We start from the raw sequence: 18,185 nt of genomic DNA, 5'->3' as shown, positions 1-18,185 counted from the left end.
ATGAGAGCACGCCGGCCTCAACGCGGCTCGCGTTTCAAATACCGCTGGGGCGTCTCGCCCATCGTCTTGCGAAACATCGTGATGAATGCGCTCGCATTCGCGTAGCCCAGTTCCGCCGCGATCTCCGCTACGCGCGCGCCTTGCGCGAGCTTCGACACCGCCTCGACGATGCGCAACTGCTGGCGCCAGTGGCCGAACGTCAATCCCGTTTCGTCCTTGAAGCGCCGCGCGAGCGTGCGCTCGCTCGCGCCCACGCGCTCGCCCCAGATGCCGAGCGAGTCGCCGTTGGCCGGCTCCGCCAGCAGGACATCGCAAATCTGCCGCAAGCGGCGGTCGAGCGGCAGCGGCAACCCTGCGCCCGAGGCCTCGCGAGAATTGCGCAATTCACTGAGCAACAACGGGGTAATGAGCGCGTAGCGGCACTCGGTGTCGCACGCGTGGTCTTCGACCATCGCCGCCACCAGTTCGCGCAGCAGCGACGAAACCGTCACGGCGTGGCATGCGGACTCCGGCCACGGCGACGCCTGCGGCGCGAAGACCACACAGTGCATGCGCACCGCGCTCGTCGCGATCAACTCGTGGCCCACACGCGGCGCAAGCCACAGCCCGCGTTGCGGCCCAAGCGTCCACATGCCGGTAGGCGTCGCCACGCGCAGCACGCCGCTCGTGGTGAAAACGAGCTGCGCCTGATCGTGCGAGCGCCGCGCCTGCCTCGCGCCCGCATCGTACTCATGGCTTGTCGCCGTGATGGATCGTTCGAGCGTGCGCTGCGTGCGCTCCGATTGGTGGAAGCTGATTTGATCCACGCATTTGAAATTTCTTCGCTGATTCACCTAGTTTTGTCTGTTTTTGCGCAATTTCCCGTCAACTCATCGCGCGAGATCGTCGTGTACCATATTTTGCATCGAATGACGATGAATTGCTAATGCAAACGAGAATGATTTGCAATTCAGTGAATGAATACGGTCCGACGACCCATCTAAGCCCCCCCTCCCCCCTGCGCCTGCGCGCCGCCGCCAAGATAGGTGGCACGCACCCGGTTGTCATCCGCCAGCTCACGCGCCGGGCCCGCGAGCGCCACGCGCCCGCCTTCCAGCACATAAGCCCGATTCGCAATGCGCAGCGCCTGGCGCGCGTTCTGTTCCACGAGCAGAACCGCCGTGCCCGCGTGGCTGATGCGCGCGATCACTTCGAAGATCGCCCGCACGAGCTTGGGCGCAAGTCCCATCGAAGGTTCGTCGAGCAGTACGAGTTTCGGTTTCAGCATGAGTGCACGCGCGATCGCCAACATCTGTTGCTCGCCGCCGCTTAGCGTGCCCGCAAGCTGATCCTTGCGCTCGCGCAGCCTGCCAAATGTTTCGTATGCCTGAGCAATGCCTTGATCGAGCGCGCCAGCATCGCGCCGCAAGAGATAGCCGCCAAGGCGCAAATTCTCCTCGACCGTCAACCCGCCGAAAATACGCCGCCCTTCAGGCACATGCCCGATCCCAAGCGCGACGATACGATGCGACGGCAGCCCGACGAGCCCCTGCCCCTCGAACGCAACGCTGCCGCCGCGCGGGCGCAGCAGCCCGGAGATGGTGCGCAGTGTGGTGGTCTTGCCCGCACCGTTAGCCCCGAGCAGCGCAACGATTTCGCCCGGCCCGACGTCGAGCGAAATGCCGTGCAACGCTTCGATGTTGCCGTAGTTCACGCGCAGGTCGCGAACGTCGAGGAGTTTGCCGGCCGTGTCTAATTCCATAGCGACTTCTCCCCGTCCGCGTTGTCGGGTCCGTCGTCTTCCTCGGCCGTGCCGAGGTATGCGTCGATCACCACAGGGTCGTTCTGGATTTGCGCGGGCGCACCCTCGGCAATGATCTCGCCATGATCCATCACGATGATGCGGTCCGACACGCCCATCACCAGCGCCATGTCGTGCTCGATCAGCAGCACCGTCACGCCCAGGTCGCGTATGCGGCGGATCTGCGCCATCAACGCATGCTTTTCGGTTGGGTTCATGCCGGCGGCGGGCTCGTCGAGCAACAGCAGGCGCGGCTGGCTCGCCAGCGCGCGGGCAATTTCCAGCCTGCGCTGATCGCCATACGGAAGATCCGAGGCATATTCGCTCGCGCGCGCGCCGAGCCCCACGAGATCGAGCCAGCGCTGCCCGAGCGCGCCGTGCTCGGCAGCCTCGGCGCGCGCGGCGCGCGTGCCCAGCAGCTCCGCCACGAGGGCCGTGTGCAGGCGATGATCCATGCCGATCAGCACGTTCTCGAACGCGCTCATGTGGTTGAAAAGCCGGATGCCCTGAAACGTGCGCGCCATGCCGCGATGCACGTTGCGATGAGGCGCGCCGCCGGCAAGCGGCTCGCCGCGCCAGACGAGGCGGCCGCCGCTTGGGCGGATCACGCCGGTCAGGCAGTTGAACACCGTGGTCTTGCCCGCGCCGTTCGGGCCGATCAGCGCGAGAATCTCGCCGCTGCGCACCTGAAAACTGATGCCGCCGATCGCGCGCACGCCGCCAAAGCGGCGCTCGAGGTCATGCACCTCGAGCAGCGTTTCGCGCGCGGCGGCAGCTTCGAGGCCACCGCTATCGGCGAGAGAAACCGCCGCCGTACTTTGCTTGCCCGCCGCTTCCGCAGCTTCCGCTTCGTGCGCCACCGTTTCCTCCTCCGGCCTCGGCGCGGCGCGCCTCACGCGCGCGGGCCACAATCCTTGCGGACGCAACAACATGAGCACGACGAGCGCCACCGCAAAGCCGAAAATACGCCACAGGTTCAGGAAGCGCAGCAATTCCGGCAGCCCCGCAACGATCAGCGCACCGAGTATCACGCCGGGAATGCTGCCGCGCCCGCCCATCACGACGACAATGAGGATGGTCACCGACTGCAGGTACGTGAACGCCGTGGGATCGATCGTGCCGAAGCGTGCGGCGAAGAGACTGCCGGCCAGGCCCCCAACCAGTGCGCCCAACACGTAGGCGAGCATCTTCACGCGCAAGGTTGCAACGCCCACGGCCTCGGCAGCGGCTTCGTCCTCGCGGATGCTGGTCCACGCGCGCCCGAGCCGCGAGCGCCCGAGCCGCACGGCGAACACCAGCACGACGATGAAGAACGCCATGCCCAGCACGTACACCGAGCGCGGCGAACTGAACTCGAAGCCGAACAGACTAGGCGGCTCGATACCGTAGATGCCGTTCGGGCCGCCGGTAATGTCGAGATTGGTGGCGACGATGCGCGTGATCTCGCCGAAGCCGAGCGTGACGATGGCGAGATAGTCGCTGCGCAAGCGCAACGTGGGATAGCCGATCACGACACCGGAAGCGCCCGCGAATGCGAGGCTGAACGGCAGCGTTGCCCAGAACGAGAAATGCAACAGCGTTTCGAGCAGCGCCGTGGTATAGGCGCCAATGGCGAAGAAAGCCGCGTAGCCGAGGTCGAGCAACCCGGCGTAGCCCACGACGATATTCAACCCGAGGCCCAGAATCGCATAGGTGATGATGGTGAGCCCGACATCGACGATATAGCCGCTCGCGAAGGCCGGCAACGCGGTCGCCGCCGCGATCAGCACGACGGCGAAGACCCATGAGGTTTGCCGGGTTTGCGTAAGGCGCGCGCGCATGCCTCACATCCTCTCGACAACGCGTTCGCCGAACAATCCCGTCGGCTTCACCACGAGCACGGCAATCAGCACGCCGAATACGAACACGTCGGTCCACTGGGAAGAGACATACCCCGCGCCGAACGCTTCCAGCAAGCCGATCAAAAAGCCGCCCACCATCGCACCCGGAATATTGCCGATACCGCCCAGCACCGCCGCAGTGAATGCGCGCAGGCCGAGCACGAAGCCCATGAAGAAGTTGATCTGCGTGTAGAAGAGTCCTTCCATCACGCCGGCGACCGCAGCGAGCGCCGAGCCGATGAAAAACGTGAGCTGGATGAGCCGCTCGACATCGATGCCCATGAGCCGCGCCGCATCCTGGTCGATGGCCAGCGCGCGCATGGCCGTGCCAATAAACGTATGGTGTACGAACAAATACAGCGCGATCATCAGGGCAAAGCTGGCCGCGACAATGCCGATCTGCGCAAACGTAATGTGCACTTGCGCAATGTCGAAACCCGTATGCGTGAGCAGATGCGGGTACGTGCGAAAGCCCGCGCCATACGCGATCAGCACGCCGTTCTCCAGCAGCAGCGAAACGGCGAGCGCTGTAATGAGAATGGAAAGGCGCGGCGCGCGCAGCAACGGCTGGTAGGCCACGCGCGCGATCGCCACGCCGAGCAGGCCGGTCGCGAGCATGGCCACCGCGAAGGCCACGAACAGGGCGAGCGCAAGCGGCAGGTGCGCGGCCGCGAGCGCGGCGAGCGCGGTCCAGCCCATGAACGCGCCCACCATGAAGAGATCCCCGTGTGCGAAGTTGATGAGCCGGATGATGCCGTAGACCATCGTGTAGCCGAGGGCGACGAGCGCGTAGAACGAGCCGATCGTCAGCCCCTCGACGACGAACTGGAAAAAGGTGCTCATGAGCGGCCCGGGGCGCTTACTTCATGGCCACCCACTTGCCGCTGGCATCCTGACGCTGGTAAGGCTCGAACTGATCGTTGTGCACGATGACCGTGATGTACACGGCGCGGCTGCGATCGCCCTTCGGATTGAAGCCGATCGTCCCCGTGGCGCCCGGGTAGTTCGTGATCTTGTGCAGCGCCGCGCTGATATCCGCGGGCTTGGCCGACTTCGCATCGGCCATGGCCTTGGCGGTCACGCCCACGGCGTCGTATTCGTACACCGAATACGGCCCCGGCCCCTGACCATAGGACTTGTTGTACTGATCCACGTAGTCGTGCGCGCCCGCCAGGAACTGCGCGAGCGGCGCGGTCGTGATGATCATGCCGTCGGCGGCCGGGCCCGCCGTTTTCATCAGCGTCGGATCATTGGTGCCGTCGCCGCCCATGAAGGTCATCTTCAGGCCCACCTGGCGCGCTTCCTTCACGAGCAAACCCGCCTCGGAGAAATAGCCCGTGTAATAGATCACGTCCGGGTTCAGCGAGGACACCTTGGTGAGCGTCGGCGAATAGTCCATCTGGCCCGGCGTGATCGAATCGGCGTAGACCACGTCCACGCCCATTTTCTTGAGCGATTCCACGGTGTTCTGCGCGAGGCCCTTCGCATAGGTCGTGTTGTCGTCGATCACCGCCGCGCGCTTCACGTGCAGCGAATTCTTCATGAAGCTGGCCGCAAACGGCCCCTGCTCGTCGTCACGGCCAATCGTGCGGAACACGTTGTCGTAACCCATTTCCGTGAGCTTCGGATTGGTCGAGGCATCGAGCACGTAGGGAATGCCGGCCCGGTGGAACGCGGTCAATTCGGGCAACGCGGCGCTCGAGCAGTAGCCGCCCGCCACGGCGACCACGCCGGCATCCACGAGCTTTTGCGCGGCTTGCACGGCGGTCTGCGCGTCGCATGCGTCGTCTTCGGGCACGAGTTCGATCTGCTTGCCGAGCACGCCGCCCGCCGCGTTGATCTTCGCGGCGGCGAGTTTCGCGCCGTTCAGGATATCCGTTCCCGCTGCGGCGCTGCTGCCCGAAAGCGGCACCGGCACGCCGATCTTGATCGTCTGGGCTTGTGCGAAGCCAGGCGCGAGCGCGGCGAGCGAAAGGAGAGTGAGCGCGAGGGTTGCGTGCAGCGTGCCATTGTTCTGAGGATTCATATGAGCGGCTCCTGAGCGTGGACCCGACCGGGCGATGCCGCGACGCAGGCGAGCCCGCGCGGTCAGTTAGCGAAACGAAATAATTCGTCCGGTACGATGCCCTGCAGGACTCGCTCGCTCATGGCGCGCAGCTTGCATGGGGACCGGCGCATAACGACTTATCCATGATAGATGCATGCCAGCGTTTAACTGCTATAGGGTATGCGCGTATACAAATCGCGTGCGCTTGCGGCGGCGCGAAGGTACTTTGTATACACGCAGGGAGGCGCGCGAATGAAGACCATCGTGCTGGGCGGCGGCATAGCAGGCGTCACGAGCGCGTACTACCTTGCGCGCGACGGCCGCGACGTCACCGTGATCGAACGGCGCGGGGGCGTTGCGCTCGAAACCAGTTTCGCCAACGCAGGGCTCGTGGCGCCCGGCCATTCGTACACGTGGGCCTCGCCCCGCGCGCCGAAAATCCTGCTCAAATCGCTGTTCGTCGAAGGCCAGGCGCTGAAGCTGCGGCTGAAGGCCGATCCTCACATGTGGGCATGGTGTGCGCAATTCCTGCTTAACTGCACCGAAGCGCGCTCGCGCGAAAACACCTCGCGCAAAGTGCGGTTATGCCGCTATTCGCAGCATCAACTGCAGGAGGTCACGGCGCGCGAGCAGCTCGAATACGACCTCATCAGCCGCGGCCTGCTTTATCTCTATCGCGACGCCGCCTCGTTCGAGCGCGGCCGCGCCCACATGTCGATCCTCGTCGAAAACGGCCTGCCCCTCGAAACGCTCGATGCCGCCGCGGTCGTCGCACGCGAGCCCGCGCTCGCTCACGCGCGCGAGCGCATTGCTGGCGCGATCTACTGCCCGAGCGACGAGAGCGGCGACGCGCACCGCTTCACTCGCGCGCTCAAGGCGGTTTGCGAACGTATGGGCGTGCGCTTCGTGTTCGACGCCCCGATCGAGGCAATCGAAGCCGCTGGCGAGCGCATTGCCGGCGTGCGCACGAGCGCCGGTGTGATTCGGGGCGACGACTACGTGCTCGCGCTAGGTTCGTGGTCGCCGATACTCGCGCGGCCGCTCGGCTATCGCATCGCGGTCTATCCCGTGAAGGGCTATTCCGCGACGTTCCCCTGCGGGCCCGAGCATCGTCCGCCCGACATGGGCGGCGTGGACGAGAATCACCTCGTGGCGTGGGCGCGATTTGGCGCGCGCCTGCGCTTCACGGCCACCGCGGATTTCGCGGGCTACGACACGCGTCATACGCCCTCCGATTACCTGGCGATGATGCAGGCGGCACGCGAACTCTTTCCCGAGGGCGCCGACTATACGCAGCCCACCTACTGGGCTGGATTGCGCCCGATGACGCCCGAGGGCACGCCGCTCATCGGCCGCACGCGCCATCGCAACTTCTTTCTGAACACGGGGCACGGGCACATGGGCTGGACCATGTCGTGCGGCACGGCAAAACTGCTGGCCGACATCATGGCCGGGCGCGAACCCGAACTCGACATGACGGGGTTGACGCTGAGATGAACATGAGCGCACCGCTACGACGTCATAAGGATGCCTACACGAAGCTCGACCGCCGCGCCGCGTTTGGCCTCATTCGAGCACGCGGGCGACAGGATAGCGAGCCGCAGTCGGGGGCTTGTTTGCGCGTTAGTGAAAGATAAACCACGCAGCGCCGGCGCGACTATCGCGCCGTGAAATCACGCGTAAACCGGCTTCCCGGCCAGCGCGCTGCGGATCGCGCCCGCCAGATCGCCGGCGGCGAACTTGGCGACATAACCGCTCGCGCCGGCGTTCTTCACGTGCGCTTCATTCGCGGTGCCCGTGAGCGACGAATGGATCACCACGGGGATATCCACGGTGCGCGGGTCCGCCTTGATCTTGCGCGTGAGCGTGAAGCCATCCATCTCCGGCATTTCGAGGTCGGTCAGCACGAGCGCGATGCGATCCTTCGCGCGCACGCCGTCGCGCTCCGCACTGGTCGCGATCGCGTCGAGCTGCTTCCACGCTTCGAGGCCCGTCTTCGCCATCGTGTATTCGACGCCGAGCGCCTTGAGGCTCTGGCCGATCAGCTCGCGCGCGAATCCCGAGTCGTCGGCGGCCAGCACCTTCGCGCCCGGCGGAATCATTGCGGGCTCGCCCACGTCCTCCGCCGCGACCGCGCCGTGCTGCGCCGGGAACACGTCGCGCAGCACCTGCTCCACGTCCACCACCTGCACGAGCCGCTTGCTCTCGGGGTCGTTCTCGAGCCGCGCGATGCTCGTCACGCGGTTGCCCATCGTGACGTCGGCGGTCAGCACCTGGCTCCATTCGAGCCGCACGATCTCGTCCACGCTTTCGAGCGCGAAGCCCTGCGTGGAGCGCGCGAATTCGGTCACGAGCAGGATATTCAGGCCCGTGGCCGGCTCGCAGCCCATGAGCCGCGGCAGGTCGATCACGGGCATCACCTGGCCGCGGATGTTCGCCGCGCCCAGCACGTAGGGCGACGACGCCGCGATCGGCGTGATCGCCGGCATGCTCAGGATTTCCCGCACCTTGAAAACGTTGATGCCGAAGACTTCGCCCACCTCGCTGCCCGGCGCCGCGCCGAGACGGAATAGCAAGAGTTCGAACTGGTTCGTGCTGGTCAGGCGCGTTCGTTCGTCGATTGCGAAGCCGCTATCCATGATTCTCTCGTGTCCTTATCGTTTGCCGCTTTACCCGGTGTGAACCGATGCTCGTGGCATCGGTTCCCTGACCTCCGTCTACGGCCTCGCGCGGGATTTCTTGAGCCGGCTTACAGCCCGCTTCGATCCCGAGACTCCCGCACGACCGTGCCGGATCAGGGCGCACCCCGCGCGCTCACACACCCTCGCGCACGCGGCCAGCGGCATGCTCGCGCAGCAGCGCCGCGCAGGCCTGAGCGCTCACCGGACGGCCAAACAGGTAGCCCTGCTGCCGCTCGCAGCGCAGCGAGCGCAGAAACGAGGCCTGCTCGGGCGTCTCCACGCCTTCCGCCGTCACGCGCATGCCGAGCGAGTGCGCCATCGCCACGACGGCCTGGGTGATCGCCACGGAATCGCGGTTCTCGGGCAGGCCCGCCACGAACGTGCGATCGACCTTCAGGTGGTGCAGCGGAAAGCGCTTCAGATACGAGAGCGACGAATAGCCGGTGCCGAAGTCGTCCACCGAAATGCGCACGCCGATGTCGTTGAGCGCGTGCAAGAGCGGCAGCACGCTCTGGCTGTCGCTCATGAGAATGCCTTCGGTGATCTCCACTTCGAGCGCGTCGGGCGCAAGGCCCGTTCGGGCGAGGCATCCCTCCACCTGCTCGACCAGACCGTCCGCGATCTGGCGTGGCGAGAAGTTGACTGCCATGACGAAATCGGGCGCGAAGAGGCGCCGCCACTGCGCAGCCTGGCGGCACGCATGCTCGAGCACCCACTGACCGATTGGGATGATCATGCCGGTGTCCTCGGCCACGGGAATAAACTCGACTGGCGAAACCTGGCCCAGTTCCTCGCTCTCCCAGCGCAGCAGCGCCTCCGCGCCGATCATGCGGCCGCTTTCGCCATCCACGATCGGCTGATAGACGAGGCGCAGCTCGCCCGAAGCGAGCGCGCGGCGCAGCCCCCGCTCGATCTGGAAACGGCGCTGCAGGCGCTGGCGCAACTCGCTCGTGAAGAACTGGAACTGGTTGGTGCCGCGCTGCTTGGCCGCGTACATGGCCGAGTCGGCGTTGCGCATGAGCGCGGCGGCGCTGCGGCCATCGTCGGGATACAGACTGATGCCGATCGACGCTCCCAGGTAGTACTCGTTGCCCGCCACCGCGAACGGCGCGGCGATCGCGGCGAGCACGCGCTGCGCGAGCGCGACGAGTTCGTCCACGCTCTCATAGCAGCACACCGCGATCACGAATTCGTCGCCGCCCACGCGTGCGAGCGTATCCGCGTCGCTCACGCAAGCGGCGAGCCGGCGCCCCACGTCGCGCAGCAGCGAGTCTCCCGCCTCGTGGCCGCCGGTGTCGTTGACCTTCTTGAAGCCGTCGAGATCGACGAAGAGGAGCGCAGGCCGCGCCGAGCAACTCGCCGTTTCGAGCAGCGTGTGCATGCGCTCGGCGAGGAACGTGCGGTTGTAGAGCCCCGTAAGCGCGTCGCGCGTGGCGAGATAGCGCAGTTGCTGCTGCGCCTCGCGCACCGGTCCGATGTCCGTGAACGACACCACCACGGAAACCGGCTCGCTTTCGCCGGGCCGGAAAATCGGCAGCACGTTCTCGCTCACCCACACGATCTCGCCATCCGCGAGTTCGAGGCCAACCGTCTCGCCGAGCACCGGCTTGCCCGTTTTCAGCGCCTGCATGCTCGGTCGCTTCGCGACGGGCAGCGGCTTGCCGCTTTCGTCGAGCACGCGCGGAATCACCTTCATGATGCTCAGGCCGATGGCGTCCTCGGGCAGCCGCAGCATACGCCGCGCGCTGCGGTTGCAGGCGAGCACGGTGTCGTCCCGGGCCTGCATCACGATGCCTTCGTTGAGGTGATCCACGACGAGGCGATGATGCTCTTCGCTCAGCGCGAGACGCTCGGCAATGGTCTGCTGGTTGAGCATGGCTGCGACGCTGCTGGCGATGTCGCACAGCAGCGCCTCTTCGGCCGGCGTGGGCCGCCAGGGCCGGCTCTGATACACGGCGAGCGCGCCCAGCACGCCGCCGCTGTCGTCGTCGAGCGGGGTGGTCCAGACAGCGCGCAGGCCGCTGTCGAGCGCGATGCGGCGGTACTCGCCCCACTCGTCTGCGCGTTCGAAGTCGTCGACGCAAATCGTGCGCCGCTCGAAGATCGCCGTGCCGGACGGGCTCGTGCCGGAACCGACCGGCGTGCCGTCGAACGCGGCGTGATACTGCGCCGGCAAGGACGGCGCGCTGCCGATGCGCAGGCGCCGGCCGTCGCCGTCCAGTTGCAGGATCGCGCAGTTCGCGCCCGCGCCCAGCAAGCGCTCGGCGCGGCAGCAGACCTCCGCCAGCAGTTCCGGCAGCGGCATGCTGCGCGACACCAGCCGCAATACGCCGCGCTCCTGGGCGAGCGCCGCATCGGCTCCCTGGGCGGCCTCGCTCGATTCTCTTGACACCTCCGACTGACCGCCCCGTGATCCCGCTGCGCCGAACGCTCCCGCCGCTTGGGAATAGACCATACCTTCTTCCCCTCTCGTTGCCGCGGTGCGTGTGATGCACGAAGCGCCCGCGGCCGGTCCGATCTTTAGTGTGGTGAGCGGCGCGCCGTCTGCCGTGAGGCGAGCGACGACGCCGCCCCTGCATTAACGGCAAGGGCGGCGCTATCTTGAAGTGCTGGAAGGGGAAAGCGGGAAGGCGGATAACAGGGCGCGGACGGTAGGGCGCGCCGGGTGGGCGGGCGTGCGCGGAGCGATGGCACTCGCGAGGGTATACGCCTACGCGTGCCCGGTCCCAGCGAAAAACGCCTTACGCCTGGCTCTTTTCGCTGCTTTCGCCGCCGCTGTCCTTATGGAACACGCGCTTGGTGGCGCGCTTGGTGGCCTCGTAGCCCTCGCGCGACGCATGCGCGATACCGTGGCCCACCGTCCTCGCGGCGTTCGCGGTGGCGTGGCCGAATTCGCGCGCGGCGTGGCCGGTTTTCGCGGCCGCTTCCTTCGAATCGTGCTTGATGTTCTCCTTCACTTCGTGAACATCGGCGTGCGCCATCGTGCTGGCCATGCCCAGCACGAAAGCGGCAAGTATGAACCGTTTGGATTTCATCGTCGGGCTCCCTTTTGTCTTGTCATCCAATGACTGCGGACGCGTCGAGCATCACCGCCGCGCGCCCCGTAAGCAGCACGCGGCCCTCGCCGCGCACCGTAAAACCGTAGAGGATCGTGTTGCTGCTGCCGCTCATGCGCTCGGCTTCGATAACGAGCGGCGTGGCGAGCGTGTCCAGGCGCTCGACATGCGCCATCACGTTGCGCATGCTCGCAAGAAAGCCCACGCGCGGGCGGCCTGCCGCCGCACCATCCATTGCGCAGAGCAACGCGCCATGCACCGCCATGGCCTGCGCCGCGTACTCCACGCCGCATACCGCGGCGAGACGGCCACGCGAGCGCAGCGGGTTGTGCGCCTCGCGATGGCTCGTTGCCGTACAGCGAATACGTGTCTCGTCCCACGCCTCCACGCCATCGAGCAGGCACATCGCGCCGCTGTGCGGTATGCGCGCCGCGATCCATGCTCGGTCGAGCGGCCCGGTCGTCGCTGCGTTCGCGATCGCGTCCGCGAGCGCACCCGGCAGGTCGGCTTGCGTCGTCACGCGCCTTCTCCCAATGCATTCGGTGGCGTCACGTCGATCTGCACGCGCAGCTCGGGCAAATAATCGATGACTACGCTTGCGGGCCGGCCGGATTTGTCCATGCACGCAAGCGCTTCGAGCAACGGCAACGCACGCGCGGCGGGATTGTTCGCGCGCAGCGCTTCGAGTTCGAGCGAGGCAAGCGGTGTCGCAAGCGCTTCGGTCAGCGTCACGTCGAGCCGCGCAATCGTCGCTGCGCTCGCCTGCGGCGCGAGCACGAGCGCCACGCCAAACGCATCGGCCACCGGACGCAGCGCGTGCAGCGGCTCGGGATAGTCGGCGTCGTAGGCGATCAGCAAGGTAGGCACGCCGTCCACGGCCACTTGGCACGCGCCTTCGAGCAGGCCCGCTGCAAAGCTGCCGTCGTGCGCGCACAGCACGTTCGACGTGGCCTGGTCACGCGTCGCAATGCTCCAGTAGCCCGCGGGCGCGTTGTGCACCGAATTGTGAAAACGCGTGGGCGAAAGCAGACGATCCTCGCCGGCAAGCGCGTCGCAGATTATGTGGCAGTTCTGACCATCTCCGCCCGAGGCGGCGAACACAGTGGCCAGCGTCGTCGCGTCGCGGCCGCTCGCCGCGACGGCCTCGTGGCCCACGGCAAGCGCGGTCTTGACGACAGCCCCGGTACGGCGGCGCTCTGCCGCCGGCAGGCCCTCCGGCGGCGGCAGCACCGTGCGTGCGCTCGCGTATGGCGTGCGCGCGGCGAGCACATCCGCCGCCTGCGGCCAGTTCGCAAGGCCCGGGCCAATCACGCCGACGCTTTCAATGAATACGCGAAGTCTCATGGCGCTCATCCGTGATGTGCGCGGTCCGCGCGCCCGAACAGGAGGCTGCAGTTCGTGCCGCCAAAACCGAAGGAATTGCTGAGCGCGGCGCCCACTTGCGACTCGCGGCTTTCGAGCACGTAGTCGAGGCCGAGCGCGGCGTCGGGCTGCGTGGTGTTGACGCCGGCGGGCACGAAGCGATGGCGCAGCGCAAGCGCCGAGATCACGGCTTCGAGCGCGCCCGCGGCACCCAGCGTGTGGCCGGTCGCGCCCTTGGTCGAACTGCACGGCGTGCGCTCGAACAGTGCGTTGACGGCGCGGCTTTCCGCGGCGTCGTTGCTCGGCGTGGCCGTGCCATGCAAGTTGATGTAGCCGACTTCGCTTGCGGCTACACCCGCTGTGGAAAGCGCCTGCGTCATCGCGGCGCGCGCACCGAGTCCTTCGGGATGCGGCGATGACATGTGGTGCGCATCGCTCGACTCGCCCACGCCGAGCAGCAGGACGGCGTCGTCCTCGGGCGTATCGGGCATGCGCTCCAGGAAGGCGAACGCCGCGGCCTCACCGATCGAAATGCCGTTGCGGTTCACATCGAACGGGCGGCACGGATCGCGGGAAAGCAGTTCGAGCGAATTAAAGCCGTACAGCGTCGTCAAGCACAACGAATCGACACCGCCCACCACCGCCGCGTCGATCAGCCCTGCTTCGATCATGCGGCGCGCGGAACCGAACACCTTCGCGCCCGAAGAACAGGCAGAAGAGATCGAGGTGGCCGGGCCGCGCAGGCCAAAATACGCGCGCACAAAAGACGCCAGCGCGAACGGGTTGTGCGTCTGCGCGTAGTGGAAACCCGGTTTGAGCGCGCCGCTTTCGAGGTCGCGCTGCCGGTAGGCGTTTTCGGTTTCGAGAATGCCCGAGGTGCTGGTGCCGACGAACACGCCGACGCGCTCTGCGCCGTAGCGTGCAATGGCGGCCTGAACGTGCTCGGCGAACCCGTCCTGCGTGAAGCCGATTTGCGCGAGACGGTGGTTGCGGCACGCGTAGTCCGCGAGATCGGCGCGCAGGGTCTCGCTCTCCAGGTCCGCTACCGCGCCGATCCACGTATCGAGGTCCGCGCGTGCGAAGTCGCAGCGCGCGAGCCCCCCGCGCTTGCCGCGCAGCGCGTCGAGCGTCGCGTCGAGCCCGCGCCCGAGGCAGCTGGTAGCGGTGAAATGCGAAAGGAGAAGTGGTTTCACGTCAGTCGGTCCGTTATCCGTTATCGCTGCGTTGGAATCCGGGTTGACCGGCTTCGCTGTCGAGGCACGCGCGCAGTGTGGTCCACTGCAGCCGGCGTTCGGCGGCGGCGCGCAAAAGCGGCGGCAGCACGTCGAGCACGAGCGGCTCGCCGCGCGCGTCGCGCGCCGCATGGCCATCGTGCACGAGCAGGATGTCACGCGCGGCGAGGCCATCAAGCAGGCGCTGCGTGACCGTGCCGGCGTCTTTCGCGCAGGTGTCGAAACCGCGCCGCGTCCAGCTTGCGAGGCGCAGGCCGAGGCCGCACAGCACCGGCTCGAGGAACGGATTGCGCAGGCCCGCCGGCGCCCGGAAAAAGCGCGGCGGCGTGCCCGCGATTTCGGTGAGCGTGCGCTGCGCCGCCTCGATCTCGCGCTTCATCGCGAGCGGCCCCGAGAGGGAGAACGTATGCCGGTGGCGCTGGCTATGATTCTCGACGGCATGGCCGCGCGCCACGATTGTTTCCACCAGATGCGGGTGGCGTTGCGCGAGATCGCCGATGCAGAAGAACGTTGCACGCGCATCGAACTGGTCAAGCAGGTCGAGTACGCGCGGCGTCACTTCGGGGTCCGGACCATCGTCGATCGTGAGCGCGATATGCTGCCCCGCGTGCTCGGGCAGTTGCGTCCAGTTCGGGCCGAGCAACGCGCTGCGCGGCCACAGGCCTGCGGCTGTGAGCGCGAGATGCGAAGCGACCACGCTGCCCGCGGCCCACGGCCACGCACCCGGATGCGCGACCAGGGCGGCGGCCGCACCCGCGTGCACCGCTGCCGCGCCGCAAATGAACGGCGAAGGCTTCCAGCGGCGCGCCAAAGCGCTCGCGGAGACCGCGCGCGTAGAGGGCAGCGAAGCCGAGTTCATGCGCGCCCTCCTTGCGGGTGGCTCATGTGCGCGCGCTCGGTGCGCGGACCGGCAGCCTGCCGCGCTTCGGGGGTATCGGCAGCCGTATGCGCCTCGTCGCTGCGGCGTACGAGCGGCGGCGCGAGAATCGCCGCGAATATCAGCGCGAGCATCGCGCCCGGCCCGACCGTCAGCCCGAACGTTTCGAGCAACGGCACATGCGACAGCGAGAGCAGGCCAAAGCCCGCCACCGTCGCGAGATTGGCGACGAGCAGGGAAACGAGCGTGCGCGGCGTGATGCCCGCTTCGTCGTCGCGCTTGCAGAAGAACAGCGCATAGTTCGAGCCCACCGCGACGATGAGCAGCATGCCGACCAGGTGCAGTATGGTGAGCGATACGCCCGCCAGCGCGAATCCCGCCGCCACGACCAGCACTGCCGCGATGAGCGGCGCGAGCGCTCGCGCCGCGCGCGAGAATGAGCGCAACGCGAGCGCCAGCAGCACGACAATGACGGCGAAACCCGCGAGCGAGAGGCGAATGTCTTCGTGAACGTAGTCGAGGTACATGCGGTCGGCTTCGGTCTTCAAGTCGACGAAGAGTGCGCCCGGCACGTTCGCACGCGCAACGGCGTCGCTCACGGTGCTGGCGTCGAGACTCGGCGTGTTCGCGGTCTGCGCGCCCTGTGCATGGCGCGGTGCGCGCAAGGCGAGCATGGCGCTCCATTGGCCGTCGCGCTGGGTCAGGAGCGCATCGACAGCGAGCGCCATCGACGTGCCCTTCAGGTCCGCGCGCGTCACGAGCGGCGCGTTGCGCGCGGCCTCGACGTCGGCGAGGAACGGCGCGAAGGCGTCGGGCCTCACGTCCACTGGCTGGTTCTTGATCGCTTCTTGCATGCGTGCCGCGAGCACATCCTTTACGGGCAGGCTCGCCAGGCGCGCACGCTGCGTGGTGTCGCTCGGCAGGTAGCGTGCGGGGCTCTCGAAGCCGCCCAGCATGCCACGGTCGACGAGCGGCTGCAGTTGCGCCCCGACCTTCTCCGCGCCTTCGAGCGCGGCCTGCTCGCTCGCGGCCGGAATCACCACGAGGTAGCGCACGTCGGGCGCGCCCACGTCCGCGCGCAGGCCCGTGTCGAGCGCCTGGCTCGCGGCGGGCACGGGGCTCAGGGAGGCAAGCTCGTGGCTCCAGAGATCGTCGCGATGCAGCCAGAGCGACGCCACTGCGGCAAGCACGAGCGCCGCAAGCGGCCAGCGCAGACGCGGCGCTGCGTGCGCAAGCCGCGCGAGCCCCGCGCCGATGCGCGAAACGTCGCGAATCGCCACGGCGCCGCCGCATAGCTGCGGCAGCACGAAACGCGTGACGAGCGCGGCGCTCACGAGGCCGGCGATCGAATAGAGCCCGAGTTGCACGAGGCCGGGAAAGCCCGAGAACAGCATCGTTGCGAAGCCGCACACCGAGGTGAGCACGCCGAGGCGAATGGTCGGCCAGTAAGCGGCGAGCCATGCGCGCATGGTGTCACGGCTCTGCGCTGCGCCACGCGGGCTGCCCTGCGACGACTGCACGAACAGATAGATCGAGTAGTCCACCGCCTCGCCCATCAGCGTCGTGCCGAAGCCGAGCGTCAGGCCATGCACCGTGCCGAACGCGAGCGATACCGTGGCGATGCCCGCCGCCACGCCCGAAAGTACCGGCAACAGCCCGAGCGCCAGCGTGCGCGGCGAGCGGTACAGCGTGAGCAGCAACGCCACGATCAGCAGGAGGCTCAAGGTGGAGAGGCGTTCCACGTCGTGGCGAATGGCGTCGCGCGTGGCGACCCCGAACACGCCCGGCCCCGTCAGCAATACCTGGTAGGCCGAAGCATTGGGCAAGGTGCGCGTGGCTGCGGCGAAGGCCGCGCGCACGGCGTCGATAGCGTGAGCCTGCGCGTCGGTGTCGGAGCCGGCGGCGGCGGTTTGCGCCACGAGCACGGCGCGCCGGCCGTCGCGCGAGGCCCATACGCCGCCGCGGTTCTCGGGCTGCGCCGCGCTGTCTAGCTGGCCGAGCATCGCCGCCACCTCGCCGGTCGGGTCGCGCGGCAGCAGGTCCTTGGCGACCAGCCCCGCCGAAGAAGTCAGCAGATCGAGGCTGTCGCCCAGCGCATCGTGCAAACCCTGTTGGGTGAAGTGTTGCGGCGTCACCGCGGGGCTCAGCACGTAGCGGTGCGCGAACATGAACTGCTCGTCGCGCGCGTCGTTCTGGCCCGAGCCGTTGTGAATCGCCGCGAATTGCGGGTCCGCACGCAGGGTTGCCGCCACGCGGCGCGAAAGCGCGGCGCGCGTGCTCTCGTAGCCGCCGTCGATGCCGATGAGGATGAGCCGCGAAGCCAGACCGTCGCGCAGTTGATCGACGAGCACCTGCTGCGTGGGGCTAGGCGAGCGCGGCAGGAACGCCGAGAGATCGGCGGTGAAATTCGCGCGGCCGATCGCGACGGCACATGCAACGAGGCACAGCAGCCACACCGCGACGGCGCGGCGCTGCGCGAGCGCGAAGCCGCGTGCGAGGAGCGGATGAGCGCGCGGGTTCATCAGTTCGTGTCCGCGGAAAGGGCGTGCAGGCGCATCACCGAATGGTCGCCGTCGGCCTGCTGGATCGCGACACTGCGCATCGCGTCACGCGTGCCGTCTATCGTGATCGTGCTCACCACCTTGCGCATGCGCGAGTCGAGCGGCGTGAGCGTGAGCGTCCAGTCGTCGCCCTCGCCCGCGAGCGCGACCTTGTAGACCTGTTCCAGTGCGAAGCGGTTGCCCGCCAGCGTCGCACGGATGCTTTCGATGAACGCGCCCAGCTCCGGATAGCGCGCGAGCGCCAGCGTGTATTTGTGGTTCTCGCGCTGCACGGTCAGCATGTCGCCGTCCACCACGAGGTGTTCGGGCTTCGGGTTCTGCGTGATCTTTTCCAGATGATCGGGCGCGACGAACACGAGTTCTCCTGACGATTCCACCGGCTGCGCGGCGATCGAGAGGTATTTCGTCTCGGTGAAGGTCGCACGGCCGGACTTGCGCTGCGCCAGCGTGGACATCAGGCGGTCGAGCGTCCAGGCGGGTTGCGCGGATTGCGCAGCCTGTGCCTGCACGACCGGCGCGAGCGCCGTCACGCTGAAACCGGCGATGAAAGCGGCGCTCGCCAGCGTACGCAGGCAGCGCGCGCGCAACGTAGAGGAACGGCGGATCGCACTCATGCGTCGGTCACCTCGCGCACGGGAAGCTCGGCGTGGGGGCGCGTCTCGCGACGGCGCACCGGAGCCGGCGCGCGAACCGCAGCGGTTGTCGACGC

The 18,185-nt window shown here is 67.3% G+C and carries 15 protein-coding genes; 1 reads left to right on the top strand and 14 read right to left on the bottom strand.

Going from position 1 to position 18,185, the window contains the following annotated elements; genetic code table 11:
- Positions 1–17: 17 nt before the first annotated feature.
- From FAZ97_RS33915 to FAZ97_RS33895, 5 genes are all read right to left on the bottom strand, one after another.
- Positions 18–806, bottom strand: a complete 789-nt coding sequence (locus tag FAZ97_RS33915; protein ID WP_158763106.1) for an AraC family transcriptional regulator — start codon at positions 804–806, stop codon at positions 18–20.
- A 173-nt stretch (positions 807–979) separates the two neighbouring features.
- A complete protein-coding gene (locus FAZ97_RS33910) occupies positions 980–1,741 on the bottom strand; it encodes an ABC transporter ATP-binding protein (RefSeq protein WP_158763105.1) in 762 nt (253 codons plus the stop codon).
- The gene (locus tag FAZ97_RS33905) at positions 1,732–3,600 is read right to left on the bottom strand and encodes a branched-chain amino acid ABC transporter ATP-binding protein/permease (protein WP_158763104.1); all 1,869 of its coding nucleotides are present in this window, start codon (positions 3,598–3,600) and stop codon (positions 1,732–1,734) included. Before FAZ97_RS33905 ends, FAZ97_RS33910 begins: the two co-directional genes overlap by 10 nt.
- Before the next feature lie 3 nt (positions 3,601–3,603).
- Positions 3,604–4,503, bottom strand: a complete 900-nt coding sequence (locus tag FAZ97_RS33900) for a branched-chain amino acid ABC transporter permease (protein ID WP_158763103.1) — start codon at positions 4,501–4,503, stop codon at positions 3,604–3,606.
- 16 nt (positions 4,504–4,519) lie between these two features.
- Positions 4,520–5,686 (bottom strand): branched-chain amino acid ABC transporter substrate-binding protein, encoded by a 1,167-nt coding sequence (locus FAZ97_RS33895; protein ID WP_158763102.1) that lies wholly within the window; start codon positions 5,684–5,686, stop codon positions 4,520–4,522.
- Positions 5,687–5,959: 273 nt separating this feature from the next.
- On the opposite strand from FAZ97_RS33895, the gene FAZ97_RS33890 reads away from it, so the two are divergent.
- Positions 5,960–7,204, top strand: coding sequence for a D-amino acid dehydrogenase (locus tag FAZ97_RS33890; RefSeq protein ID WP_158763101.1), 1,245 nt, complete (start codon positions 5,960–5,962; stop codon positions 7,202–7,204).
- 176 nt (positions 7,205–7,380) lie between these two features.
- Here FAZ97_RS33890 and FAZ97_RS33885 read toward each other — a convergent pair whose 3' ends face one another.
- The 9 genes from FAZ97_RS33885 to FAZ97_RS33845 all read right to left on the bottom strand — a co-directional run bounded on the left by FAZ97_RS33885 (position 7,381) and on the right by FAZ97_RS33845 (position 18,090).
- The gene (locus FAZ97_RS33885; protein ID WP_158763100.1) at positions 7,381–8,346 is read right to left on the bottom strand and encodes a chemotaxis protein; all 966 of its coding nucleotides are present in this window, start codon (positions 8,344–8,346) and stop codon (positions 7,381–7,383) included.
- 175 nt (positions 8,347–8,521) lie between these two features.
- Positions 8,522–10,843, bottom strand: a complete 2,322-nt coding sequence (locus FAZ97_RS33880) for a putative bifunctional diguanylate cyclase/phosphodiesterase (RefSeq protein ID WP_158763099.1) — start codon at positions 10,841–10,843, stop codon at positions 8,522–8,524.
- Positions 10,844–11,129: 286 nt separating this feature from the next.
- The gene (locus tag FAZ97_RS33875; RefSeq protein WP_158763098.1) at positions 11,130–11,423 is read right to left on the bottom strand and encodes a hypothetical protein; all 294 of its coding nucleotides are present in this window, start codon (positions 11,421–11,423) and stop codon (positions 11,130–11,132) included.
- A 22-nt stretch (positions 11,424–11,445) separates the two neighbouring features.
- On the bottom strand, positions 11,446–11,922 hold the full coding sequence (locus tag FAZ97_RS33870) for a hotdog family protein (RefSeq protein ID WP_158763400.1): 477 nt from the start codon (positions 11,920–11,922) through the stop codon (positions 11,446–11,448).
- Positions 11,923–11,960: 38 nt separating this feature from the next.
- The gene (locus FAZ97_RS33865) at positions 11,961–12,788 is read right to left on the bottom strand and encodes a beta-ketoacyl synthase chain length factor (RefSeq protein ID WP_158763097.1); all 828 of its coding nucleotides are present in this window, start codon (positions 12,786–12,788) and stop codon (positions 11,961–11,963) included.
- Positions 12,789–12,793: 5 nt separating this feature from the next.
- Complete coding sequence (locus tag FAZ97_RS33860; protein WP_158763096.1) at positions 12,794–13,999, bottom strand: beta-ketoacyl-[acyl-carrier-protein] synthase family protein; 1,206 nt, start codon at positions 13,997–13,999, stop codon at positions 12,794–12,796.
- A gap of 13 nt (positions 14,000–14,012) precedes the next feature.
- Positions 14,013–14,897 carry a polysaccharide deacetylase family protein gene (locus FAZ97_RS33855; RefSeq protein WP_158763095.1) on the bottom strand — a complete coding sequence of 295 codons (885 nt, stop codon included), beginning with the start codon at positions 14,895–14,897 and terminating at the stop codon, positions 14,013–14,015.
- Entirely contained in the window at positions 14,894–17,437 is a 2,544-nt protein-coding gene (locus FAZ97_RS33850; protein WP_158763094.1) for an MMPL family transporter, read from the bottom strand. The genes FAZ97_RS33855 and FAZ97_RS33850 overlap by 4 nt, the downstream gene beginning before the upstream one ends.
- Positions 17,437–18,090 (bottom strand): outer membrane lipoprotein carrier protein LolA, encoded by a 654-nt coding sequence (locus FAZ97_RS33845; protein ID WP_158763093.1) that lies wholly within the window; start codon positions 18,088–18,090, stop codon positions 17,437–17,439. Before FAZ97_RS33845 ends, FAZ97_RS33850 begins: the two co-directional genes overlap by 1 nt.
- Positions 18,091–18,185 lie beyond the last annotated feature (95 nt).

It is taken from the genome of Paraburkholderia acidiphila (genome assembly GCF_009789655.1).
In the GTDB taxonomy this organism is placed as follows: domain Bacteria; phylum Pseudomonadota; class Gammaproteobacteria; order Burkholderiales; family Burkholderiaceae; genus Paraburkholderia; species Paraburkholderia acidiphila.
Note: the sequence above shows the minus strand (reverse complement) of the source record. Positions and strands in the feature narration are given on the sequence as shown.